The sequence below is a fragment of the Sphingorhabdus pulchriflava genome (assembly GCF_003367235.1).
Taxonomy (GTDB): domain Bacteria; phylum Pseudomonadota; class Alphaproteobacteria; order Sphingomonadales; family Sphingomonadaceae; genus Sphingorhabdus_B; species Sphingorhabdus_B pulchriflava.
Window position 1 is genome coordinate 1,217,684 of sequence record NZ_QRGP01000001.1, and the last position, 13,153, is coordinate 1,230,836.

At 57.2% G+C, this 13,153-nt stretch carries 17 protein-coding genes, 1 tRNA gene and 1 other RNA gene; 6 read left to right on the plus strand and 13 right to left on the minus strand.

The window, feature by feature from the left end:
- Positions 1–82 precede the first annotated feature (82 nt).
- The 7 genes from DXH95_RS06100 to thiE all read right to left on the minus strand — a co-directional run bounded on the left by DXH95_RS06100 (position 83) and on the right by thiE (position 5,000).
- A complete protein-coding gene (locus tag DXH95_RS06100) occupies positions 83–1,294 on the minus strand; it encodes an NADH-quinone oxidoreductase subunit D (RefSeq protein ID WP_115548508.1) in 1,212 nt (403 codons plus the stop codon).
- Positions 1,291–1,908 (minus strand): NADH-quinone oxidoreductase subunit C, encoded by a 618-nt coding sequence (locus DXH95_RS06105; RefSeq protein ID WP_115548509.1) that lies wholly within the window; start codon positions 1,906–1,908, stop codon positions 1,291–1,293. The genes DXH95_RS06100 and DXH95_RS06105 overlap by 4 nt, the downstream gene beginning before the upstream one ends.
- Positions 1,905–2,441, minus strand: coding sequence for a NuoB/complex I 20 kDa subunit family protein (locus tag DXH95_RS06110; protein WP_115548510.1), 537 nt, complete (start codon positions 2,439–2,441; stop codon positions 1,905–1,907). Before DXH95_RS06110 ends, DXH95_RS06105 begins: the two co-directional genes overlap by 4 nt.
- Entirely contained in the window at positions 2,432–2,806 is a 375-nt protein-coding gene (gene ndhC / locus DXH95_RS06115) for an NADH-quinone oxidoreductase subunit A (protein ID WP_115548511.1), read from the minus strand. Before ndhC ends, DXH95_RS06110 begins: the two co-directional genes overlap by 10 nt.
- Before the next feature lie 95 nt (positions 2,807–2,901).
- Positions 2,902–3,720: an inositol monophosphatase family protein gene (locus DXH95_RS06120; RefSeq protein WP_115548512.1), complete on the minus strand. Its 819-nt coding sequence runs from the start codon at positions 3,718–3,720 to the stop codon at positions 2,902–2,904.
- Complete coding sequence (efp, locus tag DXH95_RS06125; protein WP_115548513.1) at positions 3,720–4,283, minus strand: elongation factor P; 564 nt, start codon at positions 4,281–4,283, stop codon at positions 3,720–3,722. The genes DXH95_RS06120 and efp overlap by 1 nt, the downstream gene beginning before the upstream one ends.
- A 93-nt stretch (positions 4,284–4,376) precedes the next feature.
- Positions 4,377–5,000: a thiamine phosphate synthase gene (thiE, locus tag DXH95_RS06130; RefSeq protein ID WP_115548514.1), complete on the minus strand. Its 624-nt coding sequence runs from the start codon at positions 4,998–5,000 to the stop codon at positions 4,377–4,379.
- A gap of 35 nt (positions 5,001–5,035) precedes the next feature.
- Between thiE and DXH95_RS06135 the strand changes: the two genes are divergently transcribed.
- Positions 5,036–5,422: a hypothetical protein gene (locus DXH95_RS06135; protein ID WP_115548515.1), complete on the plus strand. Its 387-nt coding sequence runs from the start codon at positions 5,036–5,038 to the stop codon at positions 5,420–5,422.
- Here the strand turns inward: DXH95_RS06135 and DXH95_RS06140 are convergent.
- The 5 genes from DXH95_RS06140 to tkt form a co-directional block, all read right to left on the minus strand.
- Positions 5,419–6,078 (minus strand): O-methyltransferase, encoded by a 660-nt coding sequence (locus tag DXH95_RS06140; protein WP_115548516.1) that lies wholly within the window; start codon positions 6,076–6,078, stop codon positions 5,419–5,421. The genes DXH95_RS06135 and DXH95_RS06140 overlap by 4 nt on opposite strands.
- 31 nt (positions 6,079–6,109) lie before the next feature.
- Positions 6,110–6,997, minus strand: a complete 888-nt coding sequence (locus tag DXH95_RS06145; protein ID WP_115548517.1) for a fructose bisphosphate aldolase — start codon at positions 6,995–6,997, stop codon at positions 6,110–6,112.
- 83 nt (positions 6,998–7,080) lie between these two features.
- Positions 7,081–8,280, minus strand: a complete 1,200-nt coding sequence (locus DXH95_RS06150) for a phosphoglycerate kinase (protein ID WP_115548518.1) — start codon at positions 8,278–8,280, stop codon at positions 7,081–7,083.
- Positions 8,281–8,292: 12 nt separating this feature from the next.
- Positions 8,293–9,300, minus strand: coding sequence for a type I glyceraldehyde-3-phosphate dehydrogenase (gene gap, locus DXH95_RS06155; protein ID WP_115548519.1), 1,008 nt, complete (start codon positions 9,298–9,300; stop codon positions 8,293–8,295).
- Between the two features lie 14 nt (positions 9,301–9,314).
- Positions 9,315–11,282, minus strand: coding sequence for a transketolase (tkt, locus tag DXH95_RS06160; RefSeq protein WP_115548520.1), 1,968 nt, complete (start codon positions 11,280–11,282; stop codon positions 9,315–9,317).
- Positions 11,283–11,476: 194 nt separating this feature from the next.
- Between tkt and DXH95_RS06165 the strand changes: the two genes are divergently transcribed.
- From DXH95_RS06165 to DXH95_RS06185, 5 genes are all read left to right on the plus strand, one after another.
- The gene (locus DXH95_RS06165) at positions 11,477–11,674 is read left to right on the plus strand and encodes a hypothetical protein (RefSeq protein ID WP_115548521.1); all 198 of its coding nucleotides are present in this window, start codon (positions 11,477–11,479) and stop codon (positions 11,672–11,674) included.
- Positions 11,667–12,008: a cell division protein ZapA gene (locus DXH95_RS06170; protein ID WP_115548522.1), complete on the plus strand. Its 342-nt coding sequence runs from the start codon at positions 11,667–11,669 to the stop codon at positions 12,006–12,008. Before DXH95_RS06165 ends, DXH95_RS06170 begins: the two co-directional genes overlap by 8 nt.
- A 10-nt stretch (positions 12,009–12,018) precedes the next feature.
- A non-coding RNA gene (gene ssrS / locus DXH95_RS06175) (6S RNA) lies at positions 12,019–12,176 on the plus strand.
- Between the two features lie 21 nt (positions 12,177–12,197).
- On the plus strand, positions 12,198–12,767 hold the full coding sequence (locus tag DXH95_RS06180; RefSeq protein ID WP_115548523.1) for a 5-formyltetrahydrofolate cyclo-ligase: 570 nt from the start codon (positions 12,198–12,200) through the stop codon (positions 12,765–12,767).
- Positions 12,764–12,994, plus strand: a complete 231-nt coding sequence (locus DXH95_RS06185) for a DUF2842 domain-containing protein (RefSeq protein ID WP_115548524.1) — start codon at positions 12,764–12,766, stop codon at positions 12,992–12,994. Before DXH95_RS06180 ends, DXH95_RS06185 begins: the two co-directional genes overlap by 4 nt.
- Here DXH95_RS06185 and DXH95_RS06190 read toward each other — a convergent pair.
- Positions 12,983–13,059, minus strand: a tRNA-Asp gene (locus DXH95_RS06190). The genes DXH95_RS06185 and DXH95_RS06190 overlap by 12 nt on opposite strands.
- Between the last annotated feature and the right edge of the window lie 94 nt (positions 13,060–13,153).

The window sequence follows — 13,153 nt, forward strand, 5'->3', positions numbered from 1 at the left end:
TGCAAAAACCAAGATGCAATCACACCGAAGGTGAAGCACCAGCAGAACGTGTTAACACAATCGATCACTATCTCTGAACGCTTCACCGGTCACACTCCCCGAACACGATGTCGAGTGCACCAATGATCGCGGTGGTATCGGCCAGCATATGCCCGCGCGACATCATGTCCATCGCCTGCAAATGGCTGAACGCGGTCGGGCGGATTTTGCAGCGATAGGGTTTGTTGGTCCCGTCGCTGACCAGATAGACACCGAACTCGCCCTTGGGGCTTTCGGTCGCTACATAGACCGCACCTTCCGGCACGTGGAAGCCTTCGGTGTAGAGTTTGAAGTGGTGGATCAGCGCTTCCATCGACGCCTTCATCTCGGCACGCTTGGGCGGAACAATCTTGCGATCGTCGCTGCACACCGGGCCTTCCGGCATCTGTTGCAGGCACTGCTTCATGATGCGGATCGACTGGCGCACTTCCTCTACGCGGACCATGAAGCGATCATAGCAATCGCCCTTGGTGCCGACGGGAATGTCGAATTCCAGCTTTGCATAGACATCATAAGGCTGCGACTTGCGGATATCCCAGGGGATGCCCGCGCCGCGGATCATCGGGCCCGAAAAGCCCCATTTGATCGCATCTTCCTTGCTGACGAAAGCGATGTCGACATTGCGCTGTTTGAAGATGCGGTTGTCGACCACCAGCGCCATGCCGTCTTCGAACAGGCGCGGCAATCGATCGTCGAGCCAGTCACCAATATCCGCGAGCAGCTTTAGCGGCACATCCTGATGCACGCCGCCGGGGCGGAACCATGCGGTGTGCATGCGCGCACCCGATGCGCGTTCGAAGAAGGTCATGCAATCTTCACGCGCTTCATAGAGCCACAGACCCGGCGTCATCGCACCCACGTCAAGCGCGTGGTGCGCCAGATTGAGCAGATGGTTCGAAATCCGGGTCATTTCCGCAAACAGCACGCGCAGATATTGCGCACGCAGCGGCACTTCAAGGTTCAGCAGCTTTTCGATCGCGAGCACATAGCTGTGCTCCATCGCCAGCGGCGAAGCATAATCGAGCCGGTCGAAATAGGGCAAGGCCTGCAAATAGGTCTTGTGCTCGATCAGTTTCTCGGTGCCGCGATGCAACAGGCCGATATGCGGATCGAGGCGCTCGATGATTTCGCCGTCGAGCTCCATGACAAGACGCAAAACGCCGTGCGCTGCCGGGTGCTGCGGGCCGAAATTGATTGTATAATTCTGGATGACTTCATCGCCGGTTGTCGGCGCGAGATCTTTCTGGAGACTCATTTGCTGGCTCCCTTCTCGTCACCGGGCAGCACATAATCTGCGCCTTCCCAAGGGCTCATGAAATCAAAGCTGCGGAAATCCTGCGCCAGTTCGACAGCCTCATATTTCACGCGCTTTTCTTCTTCCGAATAGCGCAGCTCAACATAGCCGGTCAGCGGGAAATCCTTGCGCTGCGGGTGGCCGACAAAGCCATAGTCGGTGAGGATGCGGCGCAAATCATCATTGCCCGCAAAGGTGACGCCATACATGTCGAACACTTCGCGTTCGAGCCAGCCAGCGACCGGCCAGATTTCGGTCACCGAAGGAACCGCAACATCTTCGTTGGTCGTGACATGCACGCGGATGCGGTGGTTCTTGGTCAGACTGAGCAGGCAGTAAACGACTTCGAAGCGCGGATCGCGATCAGGCCAATCGACACCGGCAATTTCCATCAGCTGCTGATAGTCGCAGGTATCGCGCAACTGCATCATCACACCGACCAGTTTGTCGGTTTTGACATGGCAGGCGATCTCGCCATGCGCCTCTTCGATCGCGAGCAGATCCTTGCCCAGTGCCTTTTTAATCGCGGCGACGGTGCCCTTGGGTGTTTCGATATGGGGGGCTGGATGGCTCATCGCTCAAACGTCCCCTCACGGCGGATTTTGCGTTGCAGCTGCATGATGCCGTAAAGCAGTGCTTCTGCTGTCGGCGGGCAACCGGGCACATAGATGTCGACCGGAACGATCCGGTCACAACCACGCACGACGCTGTAACTATAGTGGTAATAGCCGCCGCCATTGGCGCAGCTGCCCATCGAAATCACATATTTCGGTTCCGACATCTGGTCGTAAACCTTGCGCAGCGCCGGAGCCATTTTGTTGCACAGTGTGCCAGCGACAATCATCACATCCGACTGACGCGGGCTGGCGCGCGGGGCGATGCCGAAGCGTTCAAAATCGTAACGCGGCATATAGCCGTGGATCATCTCGACGGCGCAGCAGGCCAGACCAAAGGTCATTGGCCAGAGCGAGCCGGTGCGCGCCCAAGTGAACAGGTCTTCGGTCGAGGTGACGACAAAGCCCTTGTCATTGACCTCTTCAGACAGGTCTTTGACGAAATCCGTATCGGCGGGAACGCCGCCTGCGGGTGCTGTTTCGATCACTCCCATTCGAGTGCTCCCACTTTCCAGGCATAGATAAAGCCGATGACCAGTTCGAACAGGAACAACATCATCGTGCCCCAGCCCACCCAACCGGTATCGCCAAGGCTAACGGCCCAAGGGAAGAGGAAGGCGGCTTCGAGGTCGAAGATGATGAACAGGATCGCGACGAGGTAAAAGCGCACGTCAAACTGGCTACGCGAATCCTCAAACGCAGGAAAACCGCATTCATATTCGGCGAGCTTTGCCTCAGTCGGTTGATGCGCACCTGTAAGGCGCGAAACCGCCATCGGCAGAAACACGAAAAGGCTCGATAATCCCAGTGCAATGACCAGGAAAATGAGGATCGGCAGATATTGCGACAGATCGGTCAAAACGGACTCGCTTCAGGCCTGAATTGGCGCGCTTTTAGGGGTGATTGTGCACCGCCGCAAGGGGCGGACACGGCTTTTTTCCACCGTTATTTGTATTATTTGAGCGCGCCGACCAGAAGCTTGTGCAAGCGACTGTGCAACTGGTCGTTTCCGGCGAGCAATTGGGCATCGGCGATGGCAGGCGAACGGCCGCGATAGTCGGTCACAAAACCGCCTGCTTCGCGGACAATCAGGCAGCCTGCGGCTGTGTCCCAGGGGGACAACCCGCTTTCCCAGAAACCGTCATAACGACCCGCCGCCAACCAAGCGAGGTCGAGACTTGCGGCACCGAAACGGCGAATACCGGCGACTTCGGGGGCGATGGCGGCATAGATTTTGCCCCATTCCTCAATATCGCCATGTCCCTTGAACGGAACCCCGGTCGCGACCAGCGCCTCGCTCAACTTGCGACGCGCGGATACGCGCAACCGTTTATGGCCCAGGAAAGCGCCCTTCCCACGCTCGGCCCAAAAGCTTTCGTCGGTGATCGGGTTGTAGACCAGACCCATATAGAGATCGCCCCAACCCGAACCATCGGGCTTGGGATCCTGTACCGCGATCGAAATCGCGAAATGCGGTATGCCGTGCAAAAAGTTGCTGGTGCCATCGAGCGGGTCGACGATGAAACGCGGCTTGCCCTCTTTGCCGGCAATCTCGCCGGTTTCTTCCATCAGGAAGCCCCAGTCGGGCCGCGCATTTTCGAGCTCGCGGAAAATCGTGTCTTCGGCCTTTTGGTCCGCTTTGGTCACGAAATCGGCAGGCCCCTTCATCGAGACCTGCAATTGTTCGATTTCGCTAAAGTCACGGCGCAATTTGCTACCCGCCTTGCGGGCAGCCTTTTCCATGACCGACATTAGTCCTGATAGGGCTGGCATTAGTCAGCCTTCCGGACATATTCCCGTTCGTAAACGTCAACGACAATGCGCGTGCCAGAGCTGATGAACGGCGGCACCATCAGACGGACGCCGTTATCAAGAATGGCTGGCTTGTAGCTGGAAGAAGCGGTCTGGCCTTTGACGACGGCATCGGCCTCGACAATCGTGGCTTCGATCGTATCGGGCAAGGCGACCGAAAGTGCCTCATCCTCATACATTTCCATGACGACATCCATGCCGTCCTGAAGGAAGGCAGCTGCGTCACCCAGCAAGTCAGTTGGCAAGGTCACCTGATCATAGGTTTCCTTGTCCATGAAAACCAGATTGTCGCCTTCGGCGAACAGATATTGGAAATCCTTCTGGTCGAGGCGAACGCGCTCTACGGTTTCGGCCGAACGGAAGCGGACATTGTTCTTGCGGCCGTCACGCAGGTTTTTCAGTTCGACCTGCATATAGGCGCCGCCCTTTCCGGGCTGCGTATGCTGGATCTTGACTGCACGCCAGATGCCACCTTCATATTCGATGATGTTGCCCGGACGAATTTCGACGCCACTGATTTTCATGTGATAACTCGCTTAACAGATGGAAAGAGCTTGGCGCCGCCAGATTTGCAAAAAGCGCGCCGACAGCGGCGGCCTTTAGCGTCAAGGCCGGGATTAGGCAAGCAGCGCGTTAAAGGCTTTCACCGCCGCCGCCGGTCCTTCGGGATGGCTCCAAACTGCACCGCTGACGGCGATGAAGTCGGCCCCAGCATCGACAACGGCTTTGGCATTGTACGGCGTAATCCCGCCGATCGCGACGCAGGGCACCTCGGTGAACTGCGACCACATTTCCAGCGTTTCAAGATCGGCCTGATGTTCAACCTTCTTGGTCGTGGTCGGGAAGTACGCACCGAACGCAACATAATCCGCGCCAGCCTCAGCTGCTTCCATCGCCAGATGGCGGCTATTGTGACAGGTAACGCCGATTTGTGCATCGCGGCCAAGTTCCGCGCGCGCGTCACGCGGGTCGCCATCGTCCTGGCCCAGATGCACGCCGTCAGCCTTGATCCGCTTGGCTAGTGCTATGCTGTCATTGACGATGAAGGCCACATCATGCCGCGCGCAAATTTCCTGCAAAGGCACCGCCAGACGGGCTGCTTCATGCTGGTCAATGTCCTTCACGCGAAACTGGAAGGCCGCCACCGGACCTGCGGACAACGCAGCTTCAAGTTGCGACGGAAAGTCACCGTCGACATTCAACGGAGAAATCAGATAGAGTTGGCAAGCGGGTCTGGTCATTTTCCGTTCATAGCTGCGAGGGCAATTCGCTGTAAATGCAAATGCGTATTCTATTCACACTCATGCCCCTTCCATTTCTTGCAAATTGTGTCGGCACACCCGGTGCCCATTCGCAAGAGCGTGACAACGCCCGCATTGGCGAGGCGGTTTATGTGGACGGCCCTGTTATCCGACCTGTTGCCATACTTGAAGACAGCCGGTGCCCCGCCACGGTGCAATGCGTCTGGGCCGGGCGCGTCCGCATCAAGGCAATCTGGTTGCGCGGCGATAAGCCCAGGGAAATCATCTTGTCGAGCGACAAGCCGACCCCAATTGCAGACGGCATGATGGGGCTCACCAACATCCGCCCTGCCCGCCCCAAAAAAGGCAAGATTGGCGAAGGCAAATACCGCTTTACTTTGAACTTTGTCGGCGGATTTTAGCGCAAGCGCGCCAGCAGGAAACCATCCCAGCCCTTGTCCCCCACCGTCTGGATTGCGGTCGCATCGAGTTGGGCGTGGTTGGCGATATGTTCAAACAGTTTCCGCGTGCCGACAATGCGGTCGTCGTCACTGGACGCATCGAGCACACCCCCGTCACGCACCACATTATCGACGATGATCGTCGCCCCTGGTCGCGCCAGGCGGATCGCCTGTTCGACATAGTTCACATTATTCTGCTTGTCGGCATCGATGAAGATGAAGTCGAAGGGCGTCGATGGCTGCATATTGCTCAAGCTGTCGAGGGCCGCACCTGTTAGAATCTCGACCTTCCGACCTAGCCCTGCACGGTTCAGATTTTCGCACGCTACTTTCGCATAGTCCGGATTTATTTCCAGCGAAACAAGCCGCCCGTCGTCGGGCAATGCGCGCGCCAACCAGATGGTCGAATAACCGCCTAATGTACCGACTTCGAGAATGTGCTTAGCCCCCGCCATCTGCGCGAGCAGCATCAGCATTTTGCCCTGGGTCGCGGACACGTCGATTGGCGGAAGCCCGTGTGTAGCATTATGCCGCAGCGCGTCCGCAAGCGCACTGTCAGGCTTCAGCAAATGACCCGAAATATATTCGTCGACGGCTGTCCAACTGGTTTCGCTCATGTAAAACCAGTGGAAGCGGCGCTATTGGCTGTCAAGCAATCGAGGCTTTGTAGATCGCTTCAATGGCTTCATCGAGCGATGCGTCAAATTCATCGTCGCTCATCTGGTGGCGCAAATCTTCAAGAAGTGCGCGGCTGAAAGACGCAATGATACCGCTGTTTTTGGCGAGTTCGACACAGGCTTCCGGACGCTTATAGCCGCCGGACAGCGCAACCACGCGGAGCACCTTTGGGTGTTGCACTAGTGCATCAAATTTGCCCGCTTCGACCGGCAGAGACAGCTTGAGCATCACCTGTTGGTTTGCGCCCAGGGCATCGAGCTGCTTCAGCGTTTCTTCGAGCAGGATCGCATCGCAATCCGCACGGGTTTCGCTTTTGATGTTAATTTCGGGCTCAATCATCGGCATCATGCCGTGCGACAGCACCTGCTGCCCGACCTCAAACTGCTGCGCGACGATGGCGGCAATGCCATCGCGATTGGCCGAGTTGATAACCGAACGTTCCTTGGTGCCGAAAACGCCCAGCGCCTTTGAACGCGCGAGCAGGTCGTCCAGTTCAGGCATCGGCTTCATCATCTGCACGCCATTGGCTTCGTCTTCGAGGCCCTTGTCGATCTTGATGAAAGGCACCACGCCCTTTTCAATCAGCGCCGCTGGGGTTGGCTTGCCGTTAACGGCGCCATCCATTGTGCGTTCAAACAGGATTGCGCCAATCACGCGGTCACCGGTGAAGGCTTTCGACCGGATGATCCGCGAACGCATATCGTGGATCAGGCCAAACATTTCCTCGTCGCTGCTCCACGCACCTTCTTCGATGCCATAACCCTTGAGCGCCTTGGGCGTCGAACCGCCACTCTGGTCGAGTGCGGCGATAAAGCCTTGTCCGGCGGCAATCTTGGCGGTCATGTCAGCGGTGTTCATGGGTGCTCCCTAGTATTGCATACGTATGTCGCGGCGGCCATTAGCGTTGCATCGTGCAAGCCGCAACCGCTCTGTTGGTAAAATCAGGCTGTGGTTTCCAGTGCTTTGACGCCTGGCAAAACCTTGCCTTCCATCCATTCGAGGAAGGCACCGCCAGCAGTCGAAATGAAAGTGAAATCCTGCGTCACGCCCGCATGGGCCAGCGCGGCAACGGTATCGCCACCGCCTGCGACCGACACCAGCGAACCTTCCTTGGTGAGCGCGGCAGCCGTGCGGGCCAGCGAAACCGTGGCTGCATCAAAGGGTTCAATTTCAAACGCACCCATCGGGCCATTCCAGACCAAAGTCCGGCAATTCTTCAACACGTCGCCCAATGCTTCCACAGCAGCGGGGCCGACGTCGAGGATCATTTCATCCGCGGCCACTTCATGCACGTTGACCGTACGCACCGGCGGGTTGGCGCGAAACTCTTTTGCGACAACAACATCGTAAGGGAGATGCACCGTGCATCCCGCAGCGTCCGCTGCATCCAGAATGGCATTGGCAGTGTCGGCCAGATCATGTTCGCACAGCGACTTGCCAACATTAACCCCGCGCGCGGCGAGGAAGGTGTTGGCCATACCGCCGCCGATTATCAGATGATCGACCTTGGTGACGAGGTTGTTGAGGACATCGAGCTTGGATGAAACTTTCGCACCACCGACCACGGCTGCGACCGGATGCTCGGGCGCGCCCAATGCGGCTTCCAGCGCCTTGAGTTCAGCCTCCATTGAGCGGCCTGCATAGGCCGGCAACAAATGCGCCAAACCCTCTGTCGTCACATGCGCACGATGCGCCGCTGAAAAGGCATCGTTGACATAAAGGTCGCCATTGGCGGCAATCGCTTTGGCCAGTTCGGGGTCGTTCTTTTCCTCACCCGCCCAGAAACGGCTGTTCTCGAGCAGTGCGACGTCCCCATTGGATAGGATCGACAGCGATTGCGCGACAACATCGCCATAGATTTCAGGAACGAACATGATTTCGCGACCCAGGACTTGCTGCAACGCATCCAGCGTCATCGAAACCGACATTTCGCTGTGCTTTTGCCCCTTGGGACGGCCGAAATGCGCGAGCAACAGCACCTTCGCACCCTTGGCCGACAGTTCATTCACCGTCGGCGCAAGCGCATGCATACGGGTCAGATCGGTGACGCGGCCTTCCGCCATCGGTACGTTCAGGTCGACACGCACCAATGCACATTTGCCAGTGAGGTCGCCGAGGTCGTCGAGGGTACGAAAGGCCATGACGTCGTTTCCTTAGATCAGGCCAGCCATTACGCCAGCGGTATCGACCATGCGGTTCGAGAAGCCCCATTCATTGTCATACCAGCTGACAACGCGGACGAGTTTACCTTCAAGCACTGTGGTTTCGAGGCTGTCGATGGTCGAGCTTGCCGGGCAGTGGTTGTAATCGATCGAGACCAGCGGCTCGTCCGAATAGGCCAATACGCCCTTCAAAGCGCCTTCCGAGGCGGCCTTCAGTGCCGCGTTGATTTCCTCGACGCTGGTATCGCGTGACGGGGTGAAAGTCAGGTCAACAAGGCTGACATTGGGGGTCGGAACGCGGATCGCAGAGCCGTCAAGCTTGCCCTTCAGTTCGGGCAGCACTTCGGCAACCGCGCGGGCAGCGCCGGTGGTGGTCGGGATCATCGACATACCGGCAGCACGTGCGCGGCGCATGTCGCTGTGGATCTGGTCAAGGATTTTCTGGTCGTTGGTGTAGGCGTGAACCGTGGTCATAAGGCCACGTTCGATGCCAACGGTTTCGTGTACGACCTTGGCAAGCGGGGCCAGGCAGTTGGTGGTGCAGCTGGCGTTGGAAACAATCTTGTCATCTGACGTCAAGACGCCGTGATTGACGCCATACACGATTGTTTTATCAACATTCTTTGCAGGAGCCGAGATCAAAACGCGCTTGGCACCAGCGGTCAGATGCTTGCCCGCGCTGTCGCGATCGGTGAAGAAACCGGTGCATTCGAGCGCGATATCGACGCCGTTTGCGCCGTGCGGCAGGTTGGCCGGATCGCGCTCTGCAGTCACATGGATACGCTTGCCGTTGACGATGATGTCGGTGCCATCGGCCTCTACAGTGCCGGGAAATGCGCCATGCACGCTGTCGCGCTTGAACAGCAGCGCGTTCGACTTGGCGTCCGCCAGATCATTGATCGCGACCAGTTCCAGATCATGGTCATTCCGTTCAAGGATTGCGCGCGCAACGAGGCGGCCGATGCGGCCGAAACCATTGATCGCAACTTTGGTAGCCATATTGAATACTCCCTTTAAGCCTTTAACTTAGCTTGAATTTTACTCACAATCGCTTCGACCGAGAAGCCGAAATAGTCGTATAGGTCTTCTGCGGGTGCCGAAGCACCAAAACTGTCGAGACCGATGTTGAGGCCATCATTTCCGGTATAACGCTGCCAGCCCAAAGTGACGCCGGCTTCAATCGAAACCTTGAGTGCGTCGTCGGGCAGCGTTGCCGCGCGATAGGCCGCATCCTGTGCCTCAAAAAGCTCCCAGCTGGGCATCGAAACCACATCGGCACCCTGCCCTGTCGCTTCCAGTGCGTCAGCTACCTTCATCGCCAGTTCGACTTCGGATCCGGTAGCGATCAGGACGACCTTGCGCGACGCAGCCGCTGCCCGCATGCGATAGCCGCCCTTCGCGGACATATTCTGGCTAACGTCGGTACGCAGTTGCGGCAGATTTTGACGCGACAGCGCCAACAGCGACGGCCCTTTGCTGTTTTTCAGCGCAAGATCCCAGCATTCTGCGGTTTCAATTGTATCGCACGGACGGAAAACTGTGAGATTGGGCATCGCGCGCAAGCTGACAATATGCTCGACCGGCTGGTGGGTTGGGCCGTCCTCACCCAGACCAATGCTGTCGTGCGTCATAACATAAACGACGCGTTGCTGCTGGATAGCGGACAGGCGGATGGCGTTGCGGCAATAATCCGAAAATACGAGGAAAGTGCCGCCATAGGGGATGATTCCGCCATGCAGCGCCATACCATTCATCGCAGCCGCCATGCCAAACTCCCGGATTCCGTAATAGACATAACGCCCGGCATAATCTTCACGGGTTAGCGGGCCTGTCGATTTGGTCTTGGTGTTGTTTGACCCGGTGAGGTCTGCCGAACCGCCAACCAGTTCCGGAATGGCGGCAGTCAAGGCCTCAAGCGCCATTTCGGATGCTTTGCGCGTTGCCACTTTTGCGGGGTTGGCGATCAACGATGCCAGATAGTCTTGCATCGCATCGCTTTGCGGCAATTCACCATTCATACGACGCGTAAACTCTACGCCGTTAGTATTTGTAGATAAACGATTATTCCATTTTCCATGTGCGACTTCGCCGCGTTTACCAGCAGCACGCCATGCATCGAGAATTTCCGCCGGAACTTCAAACGGCGGGTAATTCCATCCCAACTCGGCCCGGGCCGCGGCGATTTCGTCGGCGCCAAGCGGCGAGCCATGCGTTGCCGACGTACCCTGCTTGTTGGGCGCGCCTTTACCGATCAGCGTTTTACAAGCAATCAGCGATGGACGTCGGTCTGCAAGTGCGGCCTCTATCGCTCTTGAAATATCAGCAAAATCATGCCCATCGCAACTTTCGACATGCCAACCCGTCGCGACATAGCGCGCCTTGATGTCTTCGCTGGTTGACAGATCGGTGCTGCCGTCGATGGTGATGCGGTTATCATCCCACAGCACGATCAGGCGACCGAGCCCCAAATGGCCTGCCAGACCAATGGCTTCGTGATTAATACCTTCCATCAAACATCCGTCACCGGCGATCACCCAGGTGCGATGATCGACCAGCTCATCGCCAAAAACCGCGTTCAAATGGCGTTCGGCGAGCGCCATGCCCACCGCCATCGCCAAACCCTGCCCCAACGGACCGGTCGTGCTTTCGACACCTTCAAGTTCAATATTCTCGGGGTGTCCAGCGCAAGAGCTGTGCAACTGACGGAAATTGCGGATGTTTTCTATGGTCGGGCTGGCATAGCCGCTGAGGTACAAGGTCGAATAAGCCAGCATTGAGCCGTGACCCGCCGACAGGACGAACCGGTCCCGATCGGGCCATTTCGGCGCAGAAGCGTCATATTTCAGATATTTGGTGTAAAGAACTGTCGCGACATCGGCCATTCCCATCGGCATGCCTGGATGGCCGCTATTGGCCGCTTGTACAGCATCCATCGAAAGCGCCCGGATCGCGTTGGCCATCATCTGAAGATTGGCGGACATGGTAACTACCCCTTTGCCGCAATGTACGCGGCCCCTGCGCTTGAAATTGTCGTGATGACTGCACGAGTCGGCTCGCGCTCCCTTTGCGGAGCGAGGCCGCGTGGGTCAAGCCATAGTCACCAAGATTTGCCGTGTTTCCCGCGTTGCCAAAAGCGAGGGATTTGCTAATTTGTAACAAGAACGGGGTACAACGCATGGCACAAGACCAATTGATCACAGCGATCGGGCGAATTGAACGCGCTATTTCAAAACTCGAACAAGTTCGTTTGCCGATTGCGAATGACGGCAACAATGATTTAAAATTGCGCTATGACGCCCTGAAAAGCGCAACAGAACAGGCTGTTGCGGACATAGACCGGCTGATTTCAAAAGAGGCCTCGGCAAATGGCTGAAGTTCGACTCTCAATCGCTGGGCGCGAATATATCGTGACTTGCCGTGACGGCGAAGAAGATCGGTTGATCCATCTCGGTCAACTGGTCGATGCCAAAGCGCGTGAGGCCGGCGGTGCCGCTGGCGGCCTGAACGAAAGCCGGCTGCTGTTGTTTGCCGCACTTTTACTGGCTGACCAGGTTCAGGATGGCAGCGGTACGCCAAAGTCTGCAGACACTACTACTACAGGAATCGACGATGAACAGGCATTGCAAATGGCGCAAAGTCTGGTGAAACTGGCCGAGCGGATCGAAACTTTTGCATCAGGGCTTGAGGATAGGGCACGGGACGCCTAAATCAGTGATGGCGGGACTGCCCGGCACGAACTGATGAGAACATCCCTGAGGCGATAATATCATCCAAGGGAGCTATCCCTGCCCGGGCCCTGGCCCGGCGTATATGGCGCCCACCTGACGTAATGGCGTCAGAGGATATTCCGGAAAACGACCCATGGTGGTTCCGCTACGTTTTTCAAAGGGTTACAAGTGCCGCAAAGTGACGTCAAACCTGAACTGCGGCGGAAATTCAGGGCAAAGCGCGACAATTTTGTTGCCAATCTGAAGAGCGGCGAAGCAGCGATTGCCTTCAGCTGCCTGCCCTCCCCGCTTGCGCAGCTCTGTACCCCCGGAAAGATTGTTGCGGGCTATGTCGCGATCGGCTCTGAAGCAGATCCTGCCAAATTGCTGGCGGCCGCTGCCGAACGGGGATGCACGCTCGCTTTGCCCTATGTCACGAGCAAGACCTCGCCGATGCGTTTTTTGCAATGGAAGGCTAGAGATCCGCTTGAAAATGGCCCCTTTGGGCTGTCGCAACCCAAAGCCGATGCGCCTGAATTGAAGCCTGATATTGTGCTGGTTCCGCTGGTTGCCTTTGATGCGCTGCTGATGCGGCTCGGTCAGGGTGCCGGGCATTATGATCGAGCCTTGAGCGTGCTGGGCAATAGCATCGCTGTTGGGATAGCATGGTCGGTTCAACAGGCCGAAAACCTGCCTTTAGACCCTTGGGACATGCCCTTGGACGCCATTCTTACCGAAAGCAGCTGGATCAGTCGATGAACCACCCCAACCCGCCTCCACCGCCGACATGGCGCAAGCCTGCAGGTATGTTCATGATATTGGGCATAATTGCGATACTGGCATGGATTATAGGAAGCCAATCCGACGTCATCGGAGGTTGGCCAATCTGGTTGCAAGCGATTGTGTATCTGATTTTGGGCACGATCTGGATCGTACCATTGCGGCCATTATTGCTGTGGATGGAAACAGGAAAATGGCGCGAGTGACGGGGCTCGAACCCGCGACCTCCGGCGTGACAGGCCGGCGCTCTAACCAACTGAGCTACACCCGCTTGATGCGGTGACGGCGCTCCTAGAAGCGGGCGCTTCGACTGTCAACAGCGAGAATGGCAGAAACGAAATTTTCTTGCGCAATCCGCTTTTGGA